Source organism: Aquisphaera insulae (assembly GCF_011064615.1).
Taxonomy (GTDB): domain Bacteria; phylum Planctomycetota; class Planctomycetia; order Isosphaerales; family Isosphaeraceae; genus Aquisphaera; species Aquisphaera insulae.
Genome location: NZ_JAALJH010000006.1, coordinates 1 through 21,728, shown reverse-complemented (window position 1 = coordinate 21,728; position 21,728 = coordinate 1). Strand labels below are relative to the sequence as shown.

At 66.9% G+C, this 21,728-nt stretch carries 17 protein-coding genes; 6 read left to right on the top strand and 11 right to left on the bottom strand.

The features are described 5' to 3' along the window. Positions 1–27: 27 nt before the first annotated feature. Positions 28–852, bottom strand: coding sequence for an acyl-ACP--UDP-N-acetylglucosamine O-acyltransferase (lpxA, locus tag G6O54_RS05370; RefSeq protein WP_165221236.1), 825 nt, complete (start codon positions 850–852; stop codon positions 28–30). 241 nt (positions 853–1,093) lie between these two features. Between lpxA and G6O54_RS05365 the strand changes: the two genes are divergently transcribed. Further along, a complete protein-coding gene (locus tag G6O54_RS05365) occupies positions 1,094–1,996 on the top strand; it encodes an alpha/beta hydrolase (protein WP_165221233.1) in 903 nt (300 codons plus the stop codon). A 144-nt stretch (positions 1,997–2,140) separates the two neighbouring features. On the opposite strand, the gene G6O54_RS05360 is transcribed toward G6O54_RS05365, so the two are convergent. The 4 genes from G6O54_RS05360 to G6O54_RS05345 form a co-directional block, all read right to left on the bottom strand. Then, positions 2,141–2,374 (bottom strand): hypothetical protein, encoded by a 234-nt coding sequence (locus tag G6O54_RS05360; RefSeq protein ID WP_165221230.1) that lies wholly within the window; start codon positions 2,372–2,374, stop codon positions 2,141–2,143. A 256-nt stretch (positions 2,375–2,630) separates the two neighbouring features. Beyond that, positions 2,631–3,014, bottom strand: coding sequence for an HU family DNA-binding protein (locus G6O54_RS05355; RefSeq protein ID WP_165221226.1), 384 nt, complete (start codon positions 3,012–3,014; stop codon positions 2,631–2,633). Between the two features lie 162 nt (positions 3,015–3,176). Further along, a complete protein-coding gene (locus G6O54_RS05350) occupies positions 3,177–3,659 on the bottom strand; it encodes a hypothetical protein (RefSeq protein ID WP_165221223.1) in 483 nt (160 codons plus the stop codon). Then, positions 3,656–4,081 (bottom strand): YkgJ family cysteine cluster protein, encoded by a 426-nt coding sequence (locus G6O54_RS05345; protein WP_165221220.1) that lies wholly within the window; start codon positions 4,079–4,081, stop codon positions 3,656–3,658. The genes G6O54_RS05350 and G6O54_RS05345 overlap by 4 nt, the downstream gene beginning before the upstream one ends. A 242-nt stretch (positions 4,082–4,323) precedes the next feature. On the opposite strand from G6O54_RS05345, the gene menC reads away from it, so the two are divergent. Continuing rightward, positions 4,324–5,472: an o-succinylbenzoate synthase gene (menC, locus tag G6O54_RS05340; protein WP_250846728.1), complete on the top strand. Its 1,149-nt coding sequence runs from the start codon at positions 4,324–4,326 to the stop codon at positions 5,470–5,472. A gap of 18 nt (positions 5,473–5,490) precedes the next feature. Next, on the top strand, positions 5,491–6,444 hold the full coding sequence (locus G6O54_RS05335; RefSeq protein WP_165221217.1) for an amidohydrolase family protein: 954 nt from the start codon (positions 5,491–5,493) through the stop codon (positions 6,442–6,444). 37 nt (positions 6,445–6,481) lie between these two features. On the opposite strand, the gene moaA is transcribed toward G6O54_RS05335, so the two are convergent. From moaA to G6O54_RS05310, 5 genes are all read right to left on the bottom strand, one after another. Further along, the gene (moaA, locus tag G6O54_RS05330; protein WP_165221214.1) at positions 6,482–7,480 is read right to left on the bottom strand and encodes a GTP 3',8-cyclase MoaA; all 999 of its coding nucleotides are present in this window, start codon (positions 7,478–7,480) and stop codon (positions 6,482–6,484) included. Positions 7,481–7,547: 67 nt separating this feature from the next. Next, complete coding sequence (locus tag G6O54_RS05325; RefSeq protein ID WP_165221211.1) at positions 7,548–7,970, bottom strand: molybdenum cofactor biosynthesis protein MoaE; 423 nt, start codon at positions 7,968–7,970, stop codon at positions 7,548–7,550. Further along, positions 7,967–8,845 (bottom strand): NTP transferase domain-containing protein, encoded by an 879-nt coding sequence (locus tag G6O54_RS05320; RefSeq protein ID WP_165221208.1) that lies wholly within the window; start codon positions 8,843–8,845, stop codon positions 7,967–7,969. Before G6O54_RS05320 ends, G6O54_RS05325 begins: the two co-directional genes overlap by 4 nt. Next, entirely contained in the window at positions 8,842–9,918 is a 1,077-nt protein-coding gene (locus G6O54_RS05315) for an XdhC family protein (protein ID WP_165221205.1), read from the bottom strand. The genes G6O54_RS05320 and G6O54_RS05315 overlap by 4 nt, the downstream gene beginning before the upstream one ends. Positions 9,919–10,026: 108 nt before the next feature. Next, a complete protein-coding gene (locus G6O54_RS05310) occupies positions 10,027–10,764 on the bottom strand; it encodes a hypothetical protein (protein ID WP_165221202.1) in 738 nt (245 codons plus the stop codon). Positions 10,765–11,153: 389 nt separating this feature from the next. Here G6O54_RS05310 and G6O54_RS05305 point away from each other — a divergent pair, with 389 nt between their 5' ends. Together G6O54_RS05305 and purH are read left to right on the top strand one after the other, a co-directional pair. Continuing rightward, on the top strand, positions 11,154–12,515 hold the full coding sequence (locus G6O54_RS05305) for an outer membrane protein assembly factor BamB family protein (protein ID WP_165221199.1): 1,362 nt from the start codon (positions 11,154–11,156) through the stop codon (positions 12,513–12,515). Between the two features lie 186 nt (positions 12,516–12,701). Further along, on the top strand, positions 12,702–14,324 hold the full coding sequence (gene purH, locus G6O54_RS05300; protein ID WP_165221196.1) for a bifunctional phosphoribosylaminoimidazolecarboxamide formyltransferase/IMP cyclohydrolase: 1,623 nt from the start codon (positions 12,702–12,704) through the stop codon (positions 14,322–14,324). 226 nt (positions 14,325–14,550) lie between these two features. Here purH and tuf read toward each other — a convergent pair whose 3' ends face one another. Then, positions 14,551–15,732, bottom strand: coding sequence for an elongation factor Tu (tuf, locus tag G6O54_RS05295; RefSeq protein ID WP_165221193.1), 1,182 nt, complete (start codon positions 15,730–15,732; stop codon positions 14,551–14,553). 1,417 nt (positions 15,733–17,149) lie between these two features. Between tuf and G6O54_RS05290 the strand changes: the two genes are divergently transcribed. Further along, the gene (locus G6O54_RS05290; RefSeq protein WP_165221190.1) at positions 17,150–20,590 is read left to right on the top strand and encodes a beta-1,3-glucanase family protein; all 3,441 of its coding nucleotides are present in this window, start codon (positions 17,150–17,152) and stop codon (positions 20,588–20,590) included. Positions 20,591–21,728: the final 1,138 nt, after the last annotated feature.

Here is a 21,728-nt window from a genome sequence, read left to right as displayed (position 1 = left end):
ACCGGATTCGTTCGGGGCTCTGATGATTCAGTGGATGTCGAAGCTCTCGCGATCCTGGGAGCGCGCGGGATTGATCCCGATCTTCGATGCCCTGATGAAGTCGACGAACTCCCTCACCACCTCGAACTCGCCGAAGTCGGCGTCGATGCGGTCGAGGGCCCCCGACAGGGGCCGCCCCTCGCGGTAGAGGATCCGGAAGACCTGCCTCATCGCGTTGATGGCATTGGCGGAGAAGCCGGCCCGCCGCATCCCGACCAGGTTCAGGCCGGTGACGCAGTTGTAGCCCTGCTGGAGGATGAACGGGGGGATGTCCTTCGATGACGCCCCGAGGCCCCCGAGCATGGCCAGGCGGCCCACTCGCACGCGCTGCTGGATGGCGGTGTGACCGGACAGGATGCAGTCGTCGCCGAGCTCGACGTGGCCCGCGACGAGGGCATTGTTGACGATCGTGCAGCCGTTCCCCACCTGGCAATCATGCCCCAGGTGCGCCCCGACCATCATCATGTTCCGATCGCCGACCGAGGTCAGGCCCCGGCCCTGGACGGTCCCGCGGTGGATCGTGACGAACTCCCGGATCACGTTCGAGTCGCCGATCTCCAGGCCGGTCGGCTCGTCGCAATAGCCGCGGTGCTGCGGGCTCTTCCCCAGGACGGCCCCGTGGCCCACGAGGTTGTCACGCCCCATGACCAGCGGGCCGCTCAGGCAGGCATGGGCCGAGATGATGCAGCCGGGCCCGACCTGGACCGGGCCCTCGATGATCGCATACGGGCCGACCTGTACGTCGGGCGCGAGGATGGCTTCGGGGTCGATGATCGCCGTGGAATGAACCTGCTCGGAATAGGCCAGCGACATATCCGCTCCCCTCCTGTGCCGCGACTTCCTGGACGTCCTGTCCTGGACAACGAAATCGGTACAGGCTCTTCATCCGCTTGAACGAATCTGACCGGCGAGTGTCGATGCGGCGAGTGATCGCGGACGGCCGTGATGCCGGCCATGCCATCCGCCAAATCGGCTCGGCGTCCTTCGCCGCCCTGATATAATCCCGGGCGGCCAGGATGGTTCAAATCCGTGACGTCTGACGCCGGGAGGCAGCATGTCGATCCGAAAGCGCGGCCTGCGATGCATCGCCGGGTTCATGGGATGCGTTGCCGTGCTGGGACTGGCGGCGTACCTGGGGATCTCGCTCTTCACGGCCGACCGCCTGACGCGGGCGACGACTCATCCCCTCCTGATCGATCCCACCAGGGTGAGCCGAGACGCCAGGGCCTGGACGGCGCGCACCTCGGACGGGCTGACGCTCCGCGGCTGGTATCTCCCCACGGCCGAGCGACGGCATCTCATCGTCCTGGTCCACGGGATGTGGAGCTCCTGGGTCGAGATGGCCGCTCTCGGGCGCGATCTCCATTCCGCGGGTTATGACGTGCTCCTGTTCGACCTCCGGGGCCACGGCCAGAGCGACGCCACGAGGCTGACGCTCGGCCGGCGCGAACGTGGCGACCTGCGCGCGGTCATGAGCTGGGCGGCCGCGGAGGGATTCTCTCGGGATCGGATCGGCTGGCTGGGCTATTCGATGGGTGCATCCACGCTCCTTTTCGAGGCGGCCCAGAATGCCGACATCCGGGTGGCCGTGATGGACAGCCCCTATGGCGACCTCCCCGACATCCTCAGGGTGCAGCTCAGCAAGCACAGCAACCTGCCGAGCTGGTTCAACCCGGGTATCCTGGCCGCCGCGCGGTGGATCTTCGGCGTTCGGACCGATGACCTGATCCCGATCCGCGCGGCGCGATCGTGGGGAAACCGGCCGCTCCTGCTGATCCACGGGGAATCGGACTCGATCGTGCCATTGAGCCAGGCCTATCAGCTCGCCGGGGCGGCCGGCTCGACGTGCCTGACGACGACCCTGCCGGGGGTCGAGCATGTCGGCGCGTATGACGCCGATCCCGAAGGATACGTCTCGCTCATCCAGTCGTTCTTCGCCAGCCATCTGAGCCCGTGAAGGCCCTGCCGCGACGGAAAAAGGCCGGCCGAGCTACATCAGCAGCTCGCCGGCCCTGTCCATTGAGGCGGGAATAGCCGGGGATCGATGAAGTGACGACCCGGGAGACGCCTGGCTCGCTAGCCGAGGGGGACCCTCCGGCGATCAGGGCCCGAGGCCGCCATGGGTGCGGAATGGCGTCATGTGAGACGGCTGATCGAGGAGCCATGCACGCTCCCAGTCGTCCCCGGCCTGGCGTAGGTTTTCCGAATCGGTGAGGAGCTCCTCGACCCGCTTCGGCTTCCAGGCCGCGTAATGCGGCAAGGGTACTGGTGCACACCCCTCGAACAATGCGAGGGAAGCGACCATGATCGTCAAGGCCGCCAGGATCTTTCGCATGTCGGGCTCCTCCCGCAATCGATCTCGCTCGAGCCGGTCCGTCCGCTCACTCCATGGGCGGGTCCGGCTCGGGGACTCGTCGCCGGGGGCTCCGCCCTCGGCCCGAGCGAGATCGCCTCGCCACACCATCCTTCGGTGCGGCCACGCGAGGACCGCCGCGATACCCCGCTCCATCCGGGCTCACGAGGCCGACCTCATCCGAGGGGCCTCAGGCTTCCCGGCTCGGCACCACGATCATCCCGTGGCGCTCGGGGGTTCAATCGGCGGACGTCCGGGCGTGCGGTTCGGCGACCGGCTCGACGGGTCCGTTGTTTTCTAGATCGGCATCGGAGCCCTCTTCCAATAGCGGAAGATTTTCCGGATTCATCTTTCGAACCAGTTCTTCCATTTCTTTGCCCGGTTTGAACGTGACGACGTTCTTCGAGGGCACGTAGACCTTATCTCCGGTCCGCGGATTCCGTGCCTTGCGCGGAGCGCGCCTCTTGACTTCGAAAACGCCGAAATTCCGCAGTTCGATTCGGCCTTCGGAAACCAGGGTCTGAATAATCGCGTCGAGCGTCCGTTGGACGATGTCTTTGGTCTTGAGCTGCGTCAGCCCGATCTCCTCGGAGATCTTCTTGACGATTTCTTTCTTGGTCACTGTGTCGATCTCCACGGGAGCGTGGACCGCAAGGGCGCGTCGCGAGTGGCTCAAATGTATTTGCAGCTTGGAGTAATGTCAAGCAAAAAAGGGGCTGGCGGGCCATCCGCGGGGCCTCGGCGGGGTGTCCGGTGCGGACGGATCGGACGATCGGCGGCGGCGTCAGCCGGGCTCCGGGGTTGATCCGCCAAGGTGGTGATGGAGCGGGCGGTAATTCCAGGGAATGTTCCGTCGGTCGGCGATCTCGCGGAGCCTGGCCAGGAAGCGCTCGGAGAGTTCGGGAGCGTGAACCTCGTAGGCGGGGTCGCAGAAATAGACGCGACAGCCGAGCGGGCGGGCCTCCCGCGCCTGGCAGCGCCCTTGTAAATCCTGCCAGGGGCACGTTTCACCGTCGTCGAGCGGGCGGATCGGAGGGGGGGCGTCCGCCAGCAGGATCGCGGCCTCGGGGCCCGACAGGAAGAGGGTGTGGTCGTACTCCTTGAAGCGGCAGCAACGCCCGCTCAGGCTGCACCTTGGGGCGAGCACGGAGAGGGCCTCCTCGAGCTCCCGGTAGACCTCGCGGACCTCGCGGCGCAGCGCGTCGATTCCTCCCTCCGCATCGGTGGTCGCGGCGGAAAGCGGGCGGTCGTCGTGGCCGGAGGTCATTGCTGGACCATCCCGATCGATTCGATGATCTCGGATTCGGAGTGATGGCGGCCCTGGCCCGCACCCGGGCAGCCCTTCCGGATCCGCTCCCAATCCGCCGGCGTCTCCACGTTCTCGGGCCAGAACGGCCAGGTCCGGCACTGGGCCGGGCGGGCCTCGTAGACCGTGCACCCAGCCTTGCGGTCCCAGAAGATGCAATCTCCCCCCGGACGTTCGGTCAGGCTGTAGTGGACTCCGACCTGGCGAACGAATCGCCGCGAGAACGCATCGACCGACTCGCCCCGGTGAGCGGCGAGGGTGGCGATCTCCTCCGGGGAGACCCAGACATAACCGGGAGCCCCGGTGCAGCAGTTGCCGCATCGCGTGCACGTAAAGGAGAGCCCATCTCGATACCAGCGCTGATCGGGCGTCGAACCTGCCATGACCTCTCCCATCGTGAACGCCACCGGACATCGGCACGGCGACTGCTCTCGCAGTGTATCCCCGGGAGGTCAGGAAGGGCAACCCGACTCACGATTTAACTTGATGACATTTCACGCTTTGTGTGATACCGTGGGGTCAAGGTGAGGGATCCGGATCGCCGCGGCGGGCCGAGGGACGCCGAGACTTGCCCCGCTCCGGGGCGGTCGGACGGCTTCATGGAGCGTGACGCGAGGGTTTGCCGATGATCGCGACGAGTCCCATCGAGCGCGTGGTGCTGACGCACATCCAGATCCCGCGGAAAGAACCGTACGGAAGGCAGGACGACGAGGTCGCGATCAAGGACGCCGTCGTCGTCGCGGTCGAGACCGCGGATGAGCGGGCACACGGCGAGTGCTCGCCTTCGACCTCGGGCCAGGAGAACCTCGCCGCCCTGGTCGAGGAGTGCTGGGCGGACCTCGAGCACCGGATCGCCCCCTCGCTCCTCGGCACGTCGCTCCAGACCGTCGAGGACATCGCGACCACGGCGAGCCGGTGGCAAGGCCGTTCGTTCGCCGTCGCCGGCGCGGAGACCGCCCTTTGGGACCTGCTCGGGCAGTCCCATCGGGCGACCGTGGCCCAGTTGCTGGGCTCGATCGACGAGCAGATCAATCTGGGCGTCGAATCCGGCTTCAGCGTCGCGAACTACCCCTCGATCGTGGAGCTGCTGCGGACTATCGAGAGCCACCTGGCCGAGGGCTATCGCCGGTTGAAGCTGGCGATCCGACCGGGCAGCGACCTGGAGCCGATCAAGGCCATCCGCCAGCACTTCGGCGACATCCCGCTGATGGTGGACGCCAACGGATCGTATTCGAGCTCCGACCTCGATCTCTTCCGCGAGCTCGACGACCTGGACCTGCTCATGATCGAGCAGCCCACCGCGCGCGGCGATATCGAGGGACTGGTGGCGATCCAGACGGAGCTGGCGACTCCGATCAGCATCGATGAATCGGTGGGGACCTCCGCGGAGGTGGAGGAGGTCATCCGGCGCGGCGGGTGCCGGATCGTCAATCTCAAGATCCAGCGCGTGGGCGGGCTCGGGCCTGCCCGCTCGCTGCACGACCTCTGCTATCAGCATGGGGTGGCCTGCTGGGTCGGGTCCATGCCGGAGCTGGGGCTCGGCCAGGCCTTCGGGATCCACCTGGCCACGCTCGCGAACTGCAAGTACCCGACGGGCGTCCAGCCGTCGGCACGCTGGTACGTCGACGACTACATCGCCCCGGCCCTCGAGCTTTCCTCGCCGGGCGTCTTCAGCATCCCCCGGCGTCCGGGCGTCGGCTACCAGGTCGACCCCCTGAAGCTCAGGCGTTACCAGGTCCGGCAGATCGAGGTGACGAAACAGTCGATCGCTTGAGAATCACCGGAGTCAATCATGGATCACCACGACACCCTCACGAGGCGCGAGGCCATGCAGATTGGCGCGATCACGGCCGGCATCGCGCCGTTGCTCGCCGCGTCGAGCGGGCCGGGGCACGCCCTGCCGATCATCGACACCCACGTCCACCTCTGGGACCTGAAGACGTTTCGCCTCGCCTGGATCGACCGCGGGTCGGCGCTGGACCGCAGTTTTCTCCCCGCCGACTACGCGGCGGCCACCGAGGGCCTCAACGTCGTCAAGGCCGTCTACCTGGAGGTGGATGTCGACCCGGCGCAGCAGGTGCTCGAGGCTGAGACGGTGGTTGCCCTCTGTCGGCGGCGGGACTCCCCGCTGGCGGCGGCGGTCATCTCGGGCCGGCCCGCGGATCCGGGGTTCGCCGCGTACATCAAGGCCCTGGCCGTCCACCCGGAGATCAAGGGGGTCCGCCAGGTCCTCCATGGCGGCACCCCGCCGGGCTATTGCCTGTCCGAGGCGTTCATCCGCGGCATCCGCCTGCTGGGCGATCTCGGCCTGAGCTTCGACCTCTGCCTGCGCGAGGGCGATCTCGGCGACGGGACGAAGCTCATCGAGGCGTGTCCGGAGACGCCGTTCATCCTCGACCACTGCGGCAATCCGACGATCTTCGGGGCCGAACTGGGCCCGTGGAAGCGGGCGATCGACGCCATGGCCAGGCGTCCGAACGTGAGCTGCAAGGTCTCCGGGATCGTGGCATCCGCGAAAGGCCGGCCCTGGAAGCCGAGCGACCTGGCCCCCGTCGTCGACCATGTGCTGGACGCCTTCGGGCCGGATCGAGTCCTCTTCGGCGGCGACTGGCCGGTCTGCACCCTCGGCTCGCCGCTGGCCGGCTGGGTCCGTGCCCTCTCCGAGATCGTCGCCCACCGGCCCGAGGCCGCCCGGCGCAAGCTCTTCCACGACAACGCCGTCCGCGTGTATCGCCTGGGCTCCTGACCCAGGAGCCCATGGATCGCGGCGGGCGGGAACGCCACTAACCCCCGATCGAGTGCATCAGCCTGCCGGGCTGGATGAACCGCGACGAGTTGATCTCGTGGCCCTCCCACTTGGCCGCGACCGAATCCCGGACGGCGCGGGCGATCTCGGCGTCATCGGCCCCCCCCCGCAGCAGGGTGCGGAGGTCCGTCTCGTCGAGCGCGAAGAGGCAGTTCCGGAGGCGGCCATCCGAGGTCAGGCGGATCCGGTTGCAGCTCATGCAGAACGGCCGGCTCACCGAGGCGATCAGGCCGATCCGGCCGCCGCCGTCGGCGAAGTCGAAGTCCGCCGCGGGGGCGCGATGATCCGGATCGGCGACAGGGATCAGGGCGCCGAACTCGCGGGTCAGGATCTCGAGGATCTCCTCGGCTAGCAGGACCTTGCCGCGCTCCCAGGTGCCGCCGTCGAGGGGCATGTACTCGATGAACCGCAGCTCGAGGCCGTTCTCGCGGGCCAGGCGTGCGAGCGGGACGATGTCGGGCTCGGACGTGCCCTTGATGGCCACGGCGTTGACCTTGACGGGCTCGAAGCCCGCGGACTTCGCGGCCATGATCCCCTCGATGACCTGGTCCACTCCGGTCCGCCGCGTGAGCTCGAGGAATCGGCCCGGGTCGAGGGTGTCCAGGCTGACGTTGATCCGCCGCAGGCCGGCGTCCCAGAGCGGGCGCGCCAGCGGCGCGAGCAGGATTCCGTTGGTCGTGAGGCCGATGTCCCGAATCCCCGGGATCCCGGCGAGTCGCCCCACCAGGTCGGGGAGCCCGCGACGGACCAGCGGCTCCCCTCCGGTGAGGCGGATCTTGTCGATGCCCATCGGCACGACGATTCGGACGAACCGCTCGATCTCCTCGAACTGGAGGAGCTGGTGGCGCGCCATGAACTCCGGATTCTCCGGCATGCAGTAGACGCAGCGGATGTTGCAGCGGTCCGTGACGCTGATCCGGAGGTTGTTGTGCCGCCGTCCGAAGCGGTCGATCAGCGGCGAGGTCGCTGGGTTCATGGACGGGTCCTGTGGCCTCATCGGTTCGACGTGAAGGTTGCCCCGCCGGATCAGTATGGAAGCAAGGTCAAGGCCCACCCAGGCCGGGATGGATCCACTCCTCGCCGCCGTCTTCCCAGGACTCGCGCTTCCAGATGGGGACGACCTCCTTGAGCGTGTCGATCAGCCAGCGGCAGGCCTCGAAGGCGTCCGTCCGATGAGGGGTGCTGACCGCGACGACCACGCTGATCTCCCCCAGCTCGAGGGCGCCGACACGATGCACGAGCGACACATCGATGATCGGCCAGCGGGCTCGCGCGGCGGCCTCGAGCTCCGCCAGCTTCTTGAGGGCCATCTCGGGATAGGCCTCGTATTCGAGGCGAATCGTCCGACGTTCACCGGTCATCTCGCGGACGGTCCCCAGGAAGGTGCAGACCGCGCCCGCGGACGTCGACCGCACGCGATCCGTGATCGCCGCGTGGTCGAGCGGAGACTCCGTGATCTCGATCATGGCCTCGATCCTCCGCTCACCGGAGGTATCAGCGCGACCCGGGAGCCGGCGTGAACCTCCCGCTCATCGGCCGCAAGGTCGTCGTCCACCGCGATCGGTATCCTCGACGCCAGGTCCGCCAACGCGGGGTGCTGGAGGATGATCGCGCGGCGGAGGTCGGACACGGTTCCGGACGCCGGGACGCGCACCTCGATCTCCGCCCGCCCCGCGCGCTGGCGTCCGACCGCGAACAGCCGGACCTTGACCGAGATCATCGGCTCGCCGAGACGCTCACGCCAGCGCGCCAGGTCCTCCGGGGTGTCGAGATCGTCGGGGCCGACGTCCTCCGAGACTTGCTCCTCGACCACCCGGTCGGCATGGCTGCGGATCAAGGCGTTGATCCCCCACCCTTCGGGCATCCGCGCGATGCCGTCCGCGACGTCCCAGGGGAGGATGGTCGGATGGGACCGGGCTCCCCCCGATCGGCCAACCACGATGGACGTGGGCGAAACGGCCCATCGCTCGCGGACGAGCCGGACGGCCTCGGCGGTCAGCCCCGGCGAATCGCCCGGGGTGAGGAGGATACCGTCGCGCTCGCCGTCCACGCGTAGCCGCTCGAGCCCGATCTCCACCGATCGGCGCATCTCCGGAGGGCGAGTCTCCGGGGAGACCGCGATCGCCCCGGCGGCCGAGGCGACGGCCGCGATCTCCGGCCCTTCCGGGGAGCTGATCGGCGGCCCGACGACCGCGATCGACTCCACGCCGCCCTCGCGCAGGGCCTCGAGCACTCGACCGAGGAGCGTGCGACCGCCGAGCCGGAGCAGGAGCTTGGGGCGGCCCATGCGACGGCTCTCCCCCGCGGCCGGGACGATGGCGGACAGGCGCGGGGTGCTCATGCGTCGATCCGCATCCCAGGGCGTTGGGCCAGGCCCTTCGGCCCGAGGTTCCGGCGGGCGATCAGCTCCGCCACGACGCTCACGGCAATCTCGATCACGCTCTGCGAGCCGATGTCCAGCCCCACCGGCGCCGCGACGCGGTCCAGGTCGGAGGCCGAAATGCCCGATTCCATCAGGCTCTCGAAGATGAGCCGGATCTTGCGACGGCTGCCGATCAGCCCCACGTACGGGGCGGACGTGGGCGCAAGGTGCTGGAGGGCCTCCTGGTCGTGGCCATGCCCCCGGGTCACGATCAGGGCGTAGGTCTGGGGCGTCATCTCCAGGCCCTTGAGCACGTCCTCGATCGGCCCGACGAGGATCTTCTGGGCCGACGGGAACCGCGACGCGTTGGCGAACTGCGCCCGATCGTCGACGACCCAGACGTCGAAATCGGCCTCGGCCGCCAGGTTCGCGACGGCCTGGCCGACGTGCCCCGCCCCGACGATCACCAGCCGGACCCGGGGCCACTGCGCGATCCAGGCGATGCCGCCCCGGACCTCGGGACGGGGGCGATCGGCCGGCGCGGGGACTCGCGACCGGACCGCCTCGGGAGGAGTCACCTCGGGCCAGGCCGCCGCCAGCTCGCCGGAGGGACCGACGAGGAACCGGGCCCCGATCCGCGACAGGCCGGCCCGCTCGGGCTCGACGACGATCGCCTCGGTGAAGCCGTCCCCACGCTCGAAATGGTCCAGCAGCGAATTGAAGTATCGCAGCGGCTCCGGGCCCCGCATCGACTCGACGAGCGTGACCATCTTGCCGCCGCAGATCAGGCCGTCCGCCCACGCGTAGTCGTGATCGAGCACGAAGGACTGGAGGACCGCACCCGTGCTCCCGAGCTGGCGGATCGCGCGCTGCTTGACCTCATTCTCGACGCAACCCCCGCCGAGCGTGCCGACCTGGCCGCCCTCGGGCTCGACGACCATCAGCGCGCCGGCCTTCTGAGGCGTCGAACCACGGGTCTCCACGACCTGGCAGACGAGCGCCTCGCGGCCGGCCTCCAGAATCCTGACCAGCGATCGGACGACGTCCCGCATGTTGACCCTGCCTCGAGCGAAGACGGCGTGGTGCGGCCGACGAACGGCCCGCGCGATCCCACCCAGGCTAACGCGTCGCCGGACGTCTGACAATCCACGCGGCGACCGTCACGGGGCATCCACGGCCGGCCGGGGCTCTGCGACGATTCCGAGCGGACATTTCGCCGGCCTGCGGGCCCCCTGCCCCGCGGCGACCCATCCTTCCTCCAGCCTCACCGCCGCCGGCTCCTCGTGGAACGGAGAGAGCCTCAGCAGGAAGCTGAGGAAGGGAGGCTGATCGGTCTCGAAGTCGAACTCCCCGTGCTTCCACTCGGCCGAGTGCCCGGGGTCGATGTCCGGGTCGGCACAGCACTCGTTGCGGAGCCAGAGGGGCAACGGGACGCGCGGCCGGGTGCGCCGGAAGTAGGCCCCGAGCGGTTCGGGATCGCCCGACTGGTCGAAGGTATAGATGCCGTTCACGCCCTGGAGGAAGGTGTACAACTCCGCCAGGTAGTCGCCGGGGGGGATGTCGAGGGTCTGGGTGTACTCGTCCGAATCGTCGTCCCAGAGGAATTCCGATCCGCCGCCGGTGATCTCGAGCTTCCCGTCGGGGATCCGGAGCCGGTGAGAGGAGCGGCCGATCCACTCGGCGTCCTCCTGGGCGGAGAGCGGCTCGTTGACCAGGACCCGGATCAGGAACGGCTCGTCCTGGGCGAGCTCGATCGGCAGGATCACGCCATCCCTCGTCGCGGCCAGCCAGGCCTCGTCCCCCCCCTCGATCTTCGAGAAGTCATGCCCGCAGAGGCCCCTCGAAGAGATCATGAATCCCGTGGCCTCGTTCCGGACCTCCAGGTCGATTCGACTCATGACGGAGCTTTCCCGGGCGATTGCCGGTCCTCGGACCCACGGACGTCGATCAACGGTCCACGATCTATAGCACGAGCGGGTCGCCGATGTCGATCCTCCAAGCTTCCCTCGATCCTCCTGTCGGACGTCTGATCTTGAAAATCCGACGTTCTTGCCGGCCCCCGCCCCGTACTGGGTGTAGAATCATGGGAAGATGACATTCCCGCTCACCCGGCCCCCACCCGACCCTTTTCGTCGGAATTCGCCGGAGTGACGTTCCCCTTGATTCATCCCGTCTGAATGCGTCAAAATTCCCATTTTGCCTGGCTTGACTACTCCGGTGATGTCAGGTACGGATTGAGATGGCACATTCCAGGCGGTTACTACCGGGCACTTGAAAGGAGCAGGACATGTCCTGCCGACGCATCGCGGTCTGGACGCTCGCGCTCCTGACCCTTGGCTCGACCGCGGTCCGGGCACAGATCCCCTACACCAAGGACCAGATCCCGACCCGGACCCAGCTCGCGAGGGTGGGATTGGAGCGGCAATGGATTGCCGTCGTGGCTCTCTCGGAGACGGAGCGCGTCCTGCGGGTCAGTCGCAGCGCGGACCTCGTCTTCGCCCAGACCAATAACGGCGGCCTTCACACCTACGACGCCGACACCGGGAAGTATCTCTGGACGGCGAATCTCGGCGGCTACACGCCGTTCGCGCGGCCGGTCTCGTCGAACTCGTTCGCGGTCTTCGGGACGGTCGCGGATTCGCTCCTCGCCTTCGACAAGAAGACCGGTCGGGTCATCTGGCGGGCCTCGCTCGGGACGGTGCCCACGAGCGGTACGGTGGCGGATGAGGATCGCGTCCTGGTGGGCACGTCCGAAGGGCGCGTCAACGCCTACAGCCTGAAGATCAAGGACACCAAGGGCAATTCGACCATCCGCGACAAGCCGGCCATGGAATGGGGCTGGCAGACGAGCGGTCCGATCGGGACGCTGCCCCTCATCGCCGAGCACATGGTGGCGTTCGGTTCCAGCGACGGGCGGGTTTACGTCGTCGCCAAGGATGAGCAGACCACCCTCTACCGGATCCGGACGGGGGGCCCGATCGGCGATGGGCTGGGGGGATTCGGCACCCGGACTCTCTTGATCCCCTCCGCCGATAACAACCTTTACGCGGTGGACCTGCTGACGTCCCAGAATCAGTGGGTGTTCCCCTCCGGGGCCCCCATCCTTCAGGCCCCGCTGGTCGCGGGTGAAGAGATCCTGACGATCAACGAGAAGGGCGTCCTGTCCTCGCTCGACCCGGCATCGGGGAGCGCCCGCTGGAGCGCGAATACGCCCGAGGCGACCCTCCTGTCGATCAGCCCGCAGCGAATCTACCTCCGCTCCTGGGCCCACGACCTGATCGTCGTCGAGCGCGCCACCGGCAAGTACCTGGCGGATGCGGCGGCCACCTACCAGAGGGCCGGCCTGAACCTGCGCGAGTACGAGCTCTCGATGCTCAATCGCTACGACGACCGGCTTTGCCTGGGCACCGGCTCGGGCCTGATCGTCTGCCTGCGAGAGATCGGCGCCAATCAACCCCGGCCGATTCGCGATCCCAAGGCCCTCCCCTTCGGCTACATCCCGCCCGAAGGCTTGAACAAGACCCCGCCGCCGGTTCCTCCCGCCGAGGCGACCGAACCCGCCGAGAAGAAGGAAGGCGAGCCGGAGAAGCCCGCCGACGGGGCCGAAAAACCCGCCGATGAGCCGAAGCCCGAGGCGGAGAAGCCTTGAGCGCGGTCGGCAAGCCTGTCTCCCGAAGACAACGTTTTCAGTTCGACCTGAGCGCGCGATCCTGATCTCGGTATCCTGGAATACGTGACCCCCGGCGCCCCCCGATTGCGAGGGGCGCCGGGGATTCTCGTTTCTGCCCCGGCCCGACCCTGACCTCCTATCAGCGAGACCTGAGAGCACACACGAATGGCAAACCTCGAGACCCATCCCGACGGCCTGGTGGCGATCCGCCGCGCGATCCTCAGCGTATCGGACAAGACGGGCCTGGTGAACCTGGCCAGGGTCCTCTCCGCGAAGGGGGTCGAGCTGCTGGCCAGCGGCGGGACCCATGCCGCCATCGCCGGCGCCGGGATCGCCGTCACCGAGGTGGCCGACTACACGGGCCAGGCGGAGATCCTGGGCGGCCGGGTCAAGACACTGCACCCCAAGATCCACGGCGGAATCCTCGCCCGCCGCGCGCTGGAGGAGGACATGCGGACCCTGGCCGCACAGGAGATCGCGCCGATCGACCTCGTCGTCGTGAACCTCTATCCGTTCGCCGCCACCATCGCCAGGCCGGGGGCGACCTTCGAGGAGGCAGTCGAGAACATCGACATCGGCGGCCCTTCGCTCATCCGGGGCGCCGCCAAGAATCACGACCACGTCGCCGTCGTCACGAGTCCCGCCCAGTATGAGCTCATCCTCGAGGAGCTGGAGGATCTCGGCGGGACGACCCTGGCGACCAGAAAAAGGCTGGCGCTGGAGGCGTATCGATCCACGGGGGAATACGACGCCGGCATCGCCGCGTATCTTTCCGGTGTCTTCGACGAGAAGGTCGCGAGCCCCCAAACGGAGCTTCCCGGCGAGCTGACCCTCCGATTCCCGCTCCGGCAGCCGCTCCGCTACGGCGAGAACCCGCACCAGCGCGCCGGGCTCTACGTCGATGAATCGGCCGCGGGCCCGAACCTGGCCACGGCCCGGATCCGTCATGGCAAGGAGCTGTCGTACAACAACCTGCTCGATCTCGACAGCGCACTGAAGCTCATCCGGATGTTCGAGGGCCCCGCGGCCTGCATCCTCAAGCACAACAACCCGTGCGGGGCGGCGATTGCGGACGAGCTCGAGGCCGCGTTCGAGCGGGCCTACGAGGGCGACCCCGTGAGCGCCTTCGGCGGCATCGTCGGCCTCAACCGTCCGGTGGACCTGGCGACGGCGAAGCGGATGTGTGCACCCGGGCGGTTCCTGGAGGCCATCCTTGCCCCGGGCTTCGAGGCCGGCGCGCTGGAATGGCTCACCACCAAGCCGACGTGGAAGAACAGCGTCCGCCTGGTCGATCTCGAATCGCCGATCGGCCCCGCGGCCCCTGCTCCGTCGGGATTCGACCTGCGTCGGATCGAGGGGGGGATGCTCGTTCAGGACTGGGACCTCGTCGAGCACGCGCCCTCCGAGGGCCAGGTTCCCACCCGTCGCGGCCCCGACGACCGGGAGAAGACCGACCTGGCGTTCGCCTGGCGGATCTGCGCCATGGTCAAGTCGAACGCGATCGTGGTGGCGAAGGACGGCCAGCTCCTGGGCGTGGGGGCCGGCCAGATGAGCCGGGTGGACTCGGTCCGGATCGCCGTGTCCAAGGCCGGAGACCGCGTCAAGGGAGCGGTCCTCGCCTCCGATGCCTACTTCCCCTTCCGCGACGGCCCGGACATCGCCGCGGCGGCCGGAATCACCGCCATCATCCAGCCCGGCGGCTCCCGCCGCGACGACGAGACCGTCACCGCCTGCGACGAGCACGGCATGGCCATGCTCCTGACCGGCCGACGCCATTTCCGCCATTGATCGACGGGTCGATGGGTGAAGATACGACCGGTCCTCTGTATTGACGGCTTTCGGGCGCGGCATCAGGACGACGCAGGCTACGCCCAGGACCGGCAGCAATCAGATTGACCCCTGCCGTCCACCCCCGGGGCCGCTTTGAAACTGCGGCTACCGGACTGGTTGTCTCCTCGACCGACCAATCCGAGGAAGACGCCCCCGGCCGCGCTGCGACCGGGGGCGACTTTCGTCAGTCGATCAGCTCGGTCACGATCCCGGAGCCGACGGTCTTGCCGCCCTCACGGATGGCGAACCGGCTACCCGGCACCAGTGCGATCGGCTTGTCCAGGTTCACGTCCAGCGGGGTGTGATCGCCCGGCATCACCATCTCGATGCCCTCGGGGAGGGAAAGCTCGCCGGTGACGCTGGTCGTGCGGAAGAAGAACTGCGGCTTGTAGCCGCTGAAGAAGGGCGTGTGCCGCCCGCCCTCGTCCTTGCCCAGCACGTACACCTCGCCACGGAAGCGGGTCCGGGGCGACATCGACCTCGGGGCCGCCACGACCTGTCCGCGCCGAATCTGATCCGACTTCACGCCCCGCAGGAGCAGGCCGACGTTCCAACCGGCGGGGGCCCGGTCGAGTTGCCGGTTGAATTGCTCGACGCTCGTCACGACCGTCTCCAGCACATCGCCCAGGCCGAGGACCTCCACCTTCGTGCCGGGGGCGATCACGCCCTGCTCGACCCTGCCCGTGGCCACCGTGCCCCGCCCCTCGATCGTGTGGACACCCTCGACCGGCATGAGGAACGGCCGGTCGGTCGCCCGCGTCGGGTCCGGGACGTATGTGTCCAGGGCAGCGAGCAACTCCGTGATGCACCGGCTCGCCTCGGGGTCGCCGGGGCGCTCCAGTGCCGCGCGGGCGTTGCCCCGCACGAACGGGGTGTGCTCGCCGTCGAAGCCGTACTTCGCCAGCAGGTCACGGGCCTCCATCTCCACGAGGTCGATCAGCTCGGGGTCGTCCACGAGATCGACCTTGTTGACGAAGACAACGAGGTCGGGGACGCCGACCTGGCGGGCCAGGAGGATGTGCTCCCTGGTCTGCGGCATCGGGCCATCCGCCGCCGAGATCAGCAGCACGGCCCCGTCCATCTGCGCCGCCCCGGTGATCATGTTCTTCACATAATCGGCGTGGCCGGGGCAGTCGATGTGGGCGTAGTGCCGGCGCTCCGTCTCGTACTCGACGTGGCTGGTGACGATGGTGACCGTCTTGGTGGCGTCACGGACGGTGCCCCCCTTGCTGATGTCCTGGTAGGACTTCAGCCGGGCCAGGCCCCTGGTCGCCTGGACGGCCAGGATGGCCGCGGTGAGGGTGGTCTTGCCGTGGTCGATGTGACCGATGGTGCCGACGTTGACGTGAACCTTCTGCTTCTCCACGGGACGTTCTCCCGGTCGCCTCGCTCGGGCGACCGTTCGGGTGACGGCCCCCTCGTCCCAATCTTGAGCGATCTTTTTACCACTCCGAGTGGAACCAGGGATTCGGGGGCCACAGCGCCCAGGGTGGGGGTCGAACCCACGGCGGGGCCGAAGCGCGGTCCTCGCCTTCCGGGCCTATGTCGCCTGGGCCAGAGTCGTCGTTCATCGGGGAATCTCCGAGTTCGGGACGCGACCAGGGCTTCCGGGGCGCACAACCCATACCGGTGCCGCAGTCCTGTCCCGAGACGCTCGACCGGCACAGACACCGGACAGGACTCGATGGTTCGGCGGAATTCGATCCGGTTCAGAACCAGACCTGGCCCGCGGTTGATCTTCCTGCGGTCATGGGCTGGATTGCGGCCCAGTTGGACCGCTAAGGCGTGTCTTGTTCGGCCGCGCGACCTCGCCATGGAATTCCCGCAAGCGTCGATCCGCCCGCGGCTGGATAGACCCCAGCCCTCTGGATACCGGTCGCCAATCAGAACGACTCCTCACAGACTCCCGAACCAGAATGACGTATTACAGGATCCTCAGAATGACCCCTAACAGAATCCTTACAGAGTCCTTCGTCACTGACGGTTTGAGGGCTGCGAGGCGAGTCACCAACCCGCCTCTATCATCCAGATGTAAGACCTATAAAAACAGCATCCCGCAGTAGAATATCACTGCAATCAGGGCTATCGCGGCCATCCAGGTCCTGATGTCCCAACGGTCGTTTGCTCCAGGCATCCCGCTGCTCCTCGTGTCCATAGCCGCCGCCGATTTTCGGACCACTCGAGAGCTCATCCTCGAGTGTAACTCATCGAGGGCACGACATGGGACCGGCGCTCGACGGCCAGGCACACAACGAGTGCGATCCGGGCAAGAAGGAGATGATAAAGTGTCGATTCGATCGGGATGGTCGCCGACCGGGTCAAGAGTCCATGGCCACTCATTCCGGACTACTTAGCTCTGGATTCCGATGAGGAATCGACAAGCGTTCAATCCATGGTTTTCCCTGGCTGCCCAGCTTGTCTGTCTTGAGCGCGTGGCCAGGGATTTCCGCAAGGATTTCCCGTTCTGTTGCGGGCGGCCATTGAATAAACAGAAGCACGGTGTATTTAGTTCTTTTGTCCATGTTTCAAATTCGCGACCTCCCTTGCGGCAGGTCTTTCCTGAGTCCACAATCCAGGGGTATCCACTTTCCGCGGATGCGGCCTGTCAACCGCATGCCACCAGGGACGGCGATCTTACGTCCAGTCCGACAACGACTTCCCATCCACGCTCAGGCAGCGAGGCTCACCGAAGAGGGTCCCCTATTCGATCATGAGAGAGACGTTGTGGTCTCTCCAATTCGAGCCGACGCGACTGGCTACATCCGATGACAGGAGCCGCTTTGATGTACGTGATTCAGCCGAACTCTCGGCCCGCTCGTCGGGCACGTCAGGGGCGTCGCAAGACTTCACGAGGGGCCCGGACGGGCGTGGAGAGGCTCGAGGATCGGCTCGTCCTCAGCTCGACGACCGTGACCCAGCAGGTGGCCCTGGTTTCGCCGGTGATCACGGTCGAGTCCACCGATGGCTTCCCCACGACCGGCGACATCGCGGTGCAGACGAACAACGGCAGCGTCGCCGTGATCAACTACACGGGGATCAATGCCGCGGCGCACCAGTTCACGGGTTGCGACATCGTGACCAATTCGGCCAAGGGCGGTGATGCCCTGCTGGCCGGCGCGGTGGTGAAGAGCTACGACCTGCCGATCACCAAGGTCGCGGCCGCTTCGGACGGGCAGACCGTCATCAACGACGCGGGCACGATCGTCCTGCAGTCGCTGAGCGGATTTGCGAAGTCGGGGGACGTGGCGATCCAGACGACGAGCGGCGTCGCGACCGTGAGCTATACGAGCATCGACACCGCCACGAACACGCTCAAGGGATGCACGCTGGTGCCCGGGGGCGGCACGGCGACCTGGAAGCTGGCGACCGACGCGCAAGCCTATGCGACCATCCCGTTCCGCGTGCACCGCCAGACCGGGCTGGCCGCCGACGTGCCGGTGTATTACGTGCTGGCATGGAACACCGTGCACACCCAGACGTCGTACGTCTTCAAGAGCGGCGACAACGGCGCATCTGGGCTCTATGTGTCGACCGCGGGCATCGATCCCGGCCGGGACGCGTTGAAGGATTTCTCGTACAAGCTGAACTTCTCCGCGTCCGGCGAGGCGATCATCGACGTGCCGGCGATACCCACCAACTCGGCGCGAATGATCTTCGGCATCAACACCCCGCCGTCGGTGGGCATCAATGCGGACCGGCACTCGATCGCGGCGCCCAACCTGGGCGATCCCGGCGACCCGAACGTGCAGAATTCCAGGATCGTCGACTTCATCGAATACGCCTACAACCCCGTTTTCGCCGCCAACTCGTTCGCGATCGATCATCAGGGCCTGAACATGGACACATCGCTTGTGGACCAGTTCGGCTTCCCCATCTCGCTCCAGGCCACTCCGCCGGACGCGAATGTGAATGGGGGCGACGGGGTGGGAGTTCAGATCGACCGGGCAAACGTCGTCGACGCGTTCAAGTCTTACATCACCAACACGGTCTCGTCCGCCTATCAGGACGCTTTCCTGCGCGGAGTGGTCGGCGGCGGGACGATCGATGGCACGAGCTATCCGGTGCGGATTGTCGCGCCGTATAACCAGCTTTCCCTGGACTACAACGCCGGGACGTTCGATCCGCTGCAGAGCTACTTCAACTCGGCGATCGCCGCGTTGTTCGGGGGCAAGACCGCGTCCAACCCGCTCAAGGTGGTCCCCGGTTTCGATCCTCAGAATCCTGATCTGAGCAAGATCTACACGGCCACCACGATCACGAATTACTCCCCGGCGATCCCGGATCAGACGGTGACCGGGACGATCGACGCCGCCGACCTCACGACGCTGAAGGTGAGCGCGGATCCTTCGCGGAACGTCATCGGGCTGGTGGTGACCGGGCCGGGGATCGCGCCCGGGACGACCGTGGTGGGGATCGCCGTCGGCAGCCCCCGCAGCCTGATCCTGAGCCAGAAGGCGGAGGCCGGCGCCAACCTCTCGTTCAAGCTCAGCTCGCCGTATGTCTACACCGTGCTCGAATTCCGGGACTCGTCGGGGGCGCTGGTGGGGGACGTTTACGAGCCGTTTTTCAGCACGAATACGGCGGTGGACGTGGCATCCACGTCGCTCACGAACAACGTCGTGACCGTGAACACGAAGCAGCCCCACGGGTTCTTCACCGGCCAGATGGTCACGCTCAAGGGGACGAAGCAAGCCGACGGATTGCTCAACGGCACGTACAAGATCACGTCGGTCCCTAGCACGACGTCGTTCACCTTCACGCTGGTCCACGCCGGTGATCTCGCCGAGGCGACGGAGCCCGCGGCGCTCGCGTATTTCGGCAGCGACAACGTGGTCCAGGTGAGCAACGTCTCGCTGACGGGGAACGTGGCGACCGTGACCACGTCCGCCGCGCACAGCCTGTTCGTGGGCGAGGTCGTCACGCTCCAGGGGCTGTCGAACCAGGAATTCAACGGCACGTTTACCGTGACCAAGATCGACGCGGCGTCGAAGACGTTCAGCTTCGCGCTGGTCCATGAGGATGTGGCGGCGACGACCGATTCGGGGACGGTCGCGGTCGGCAGCTCCCCGCCCCTTCCCTGGATCGCTCAGGACGCGAACGCGCCGGCCAACCCCGTGGTGAACAAGTCACGATCGCCGGGCGAGATGGTGTTCGCGAACAACGGCGTCTTCGCGGATAACGGCCCGAACCCCGACCCGAAGGGGGACCTGGGGAACATCGAGAATCAGATCGTCTCGGCGCTCAGCCGTGGCGTGGCGAACATCGCGCCGGGGACCAAGACGAGCTCGGAGGTCTGGGCGGATCCGGCGAATTTCTACAATCAGGGCCTGTCGAAGGGTTCCCCGGCGAACTTCTACGCGGGCTTCTGGCACCTGGGCTCCTATCAGGGCGTGCCGATCAGCAAGGGCAATCTGGCCTACGGTTTCCCATTCGACGATCAGGGCGGCAAGTCGACCGATTTCACGAGCATCGATCCGACCAACATCGATATCGTGCTCGGGGACTGGCTGCCCGTCCCCACGTTGCAGAAGGTCGATCCGGCCAGCGCGAAGGTCGGGGCCACGGTGACCATCACGGGCTTCAATCTCGCCAGCGGCGGCACGACGCCCAAGGTCGAGTTCGTGCCGGTGGCCGGCGGCACCGCCACGACGGCGACCGTGACGTCGTTCACGCCGAACAAGCTGGTGATCACGGTCCCCGCGGGCCTGACGGCGAACTCACAGTATCACATCGTGGTGACGACGCCGGATGGGACTTCACGCACCACGAATAAGGACCTGTTCACGGTCCTGGCGGATTCGCAGCTCGGCGGATTCGCGCTCATGAAGAGCGTGGCCGACAACTCCACGGCCCTGGAAGTCGATGAAGTGCGCGTGGCGTTGCGGGACGTGAAGTCGCCCTCGAAGCTCGCTGCGGACGTCCTCAAGCTGAATGCGGATACGTCCAGCGAAGGAGAGGCGATCTACGCCATCGCCTCGGGAATCGAATCGAGCAGCACCTCGACTCGCAAGCAGGTGGTCGCGGCCCTCAACGCTCAAATTGAAACGTCGAAGATGTTGCAGCGAGTCGCGACCCTCACACGCGACATGCTCCAGCATCTCAAATCACCCCGCCGCCTCAAACAGGACCTGCGTCTTCTCCGCGAGGCGCTCGTCCGCTTCGACAGGCACCTGGACCAACTGGCGGCACGGTTCCTCGTCACGGCCGCAGTCAGGAAGAAATGACCGAGATCCGTCGGCACGCGTCACGGCTTTCTCCACGAGGAGCCGCGACGACGGCGAGGTGAGGGAGTATTCTCCGCCCGCGTCCGAGGACGCGGGCGGAGGAGGCCGTCAACCGAGTAGGCCTGAAATTGGGGCCTGAGAATAGGACACACCACGGTTTCCTGGTGATCGAGACGGGAGAGATGCCATTCGTGGATCGGGTCCCGTGGCGGACTGGTTGGATTCTGACGATTCTTCGGGGTGCCTTCGGGATCCGGCCCGGAAAATCATCGGGGAGGCGAACGAAAAATCCGAAACATGGCGCACTCTCTCAATAGAGGCTTCCTTCGCCGGGAGCGTGCGCGCCCAGGGTCACCCGACGAAGAGGCGGGGGGGATCTGCCGCGATGATGTGCGGCCGGGACGATCGATGGGGACGCCTTGAGTCCGTCGCGAACCGTCGGGACGTGGAAGGTTCGTTCCACCCTTGCGGGACCAGGCGGAAGCAGGCGGACTTTCCCGGCGGGCGAAAAACGTCAGCGCGGCCATCGGCGACCACGCTCGCGAACCTCACGAGAGCAAGCCGAAGCAAGCTCTTCCGGTTCCGGCCGGGTGGCGAAGCGGCACCCTCCCAGATGCGGAAGACACGGATGGGACCGTCCCAAATCCCGAGGGCGATTCTGGACACTCCTGGCCGCCAGGCCGGAGCTCCGGGTGGCCGTGGTGGAACACCACGGGACCGGCTCGGCCCCGGAGCAAAGCCTGTCCAACCACTCGGCCTGCTCTCCGTGGTGTTCCACCACGGCCACCCGCTCCATCTGTCAGGCTCTCTGAGTCCCGAAGCCACGCAATCTGCGATAATCCCCCCGTCGACAACCCGATTTTTCGACGTAAAGTGTTTATGGTAAAAGGGAAGAGTTTCGTTGGGTTCGGTCGTCAAGGCGACGACCGAACCCAATCTCCGGGGCCGGATCGTCCGGATGGCGGTGGTGGAACGCGACGGGACCGGCTCCGATCCACGGCAAGTCCTCCACGCTCTGCGGGCATGACAACGCCGTTGGGAACCAGGCCCCGGCGCGATCGCCAGCCTGCGCCTGGCTCGGCAGGAGCCTCGCCCTCCCATTCGGTGAAGCGCCGCTCCGGGGACCGGGAGGGCGAGG

Bases quoted from the DNA above. Each gene is read 5' to 3' on its own strand.
- lpxA (WP_165221236.1), bottom strand. From the start codon at position 852: ATGTCGCTGGCCTATTCCGAGCAGGTTCATTCCACGGCGATCATCGAC.
- G6O54_RS05365 (WP_165221233.1), top strand. From the start codon at position 1,094: ATGTCGATCCGAAAGCGCGGCCTGCGATGCATCGCCGGGTTCATGGGA.
- G6O54_RS05360 (WP_165221230.1), bottom strand. From the start codon at position 2,374: ATGCGAAAGATCCTGGCGGCCTTGACGATCATGGTCGCTTCCCTCGCA.
- G6O54_RS05350 (WP_165221223.1), bottom strand. From the start codon at position 3,659: ATGACCTCCGGCCACGACGACCGCCCGCTTTCCGCCGCGACCACCGAT.
- G6O54_RS05345 (WP_165221220.1), bottom strand. From the start codon at position 4,081: ATGGCAGGTTCGACGCCCGATCAGCGCTGGTATCGAGATGGGCTCTCC.
- menC (WP_250846728.1), top strand. From the start codon at position 4,324: ATGATCGCGACGAGTCCCATCGAGCGCGTGGTGCTGACGCACATCCAG.
- G6O54_RS05335 (WP_165221217.1), top strand. From the start codon at position 5,491: ATGGATCACCACGACACCCTCACGAGGCGCGAGGCCATGCAGATTGGC.
- moaA (WP_165221214.1), bottom strand. From the start codon at position 7,480: ATGAACCCAGCGACCTCGCCGCTGATCGACCGCTTCGGACGGCGGCAC.
- G6O54_RS05325 (WP_165221211.1), bottom strand. From the start codon at position 7,970: ATGATCGAGATCACGGAGTCTCCGCTCGACCACGCGGCGATCACGGAT.
- G6O54_RS05320 (WP_165221208.1), bottom strand. From the start codon at position 8,845: ATGAGCACCCCGCGCCTGTCCGCCATCGTCCCGGCCGCGGGGGAGAGC.
- G6O54_RS05315 (WP_165221205.1), bottom strand. From the start codon at position 9,918: ATGCGGGACGTCGTCCGATCGCTGGTCAGGATTCTGGAGGCCGGCCGC.
- G6O54_RS05310 (WP_165221202.1), bottom strand. From the start codon at position 10,764: ATGAGTCGAATCGACCTGGAGGTCCGGAACGAGGCCACGGGATTCATG.
- G6O54_RS05305 (WP_165221199.1), top strand. From the start codon at position 11,154: ATGTCCTGCCGACGCATCGCGGTCTGGACGCTCGCGCTCCTGACCCTT.
- purH (WP_165221196.1), top strand. From the start codon at position 12,702: ATGGCAAACCTCGAGACCCATCCCGACGGCCTGGTGGCGATCCGCCGC.
- G6O54_RS05290 (WP_165221190.1), top strand. From the start codon at position 17,150: ATGTACGTGATTCAGCCGAACTCTCGGCCCGCTCGTCGGGCACGTCAG.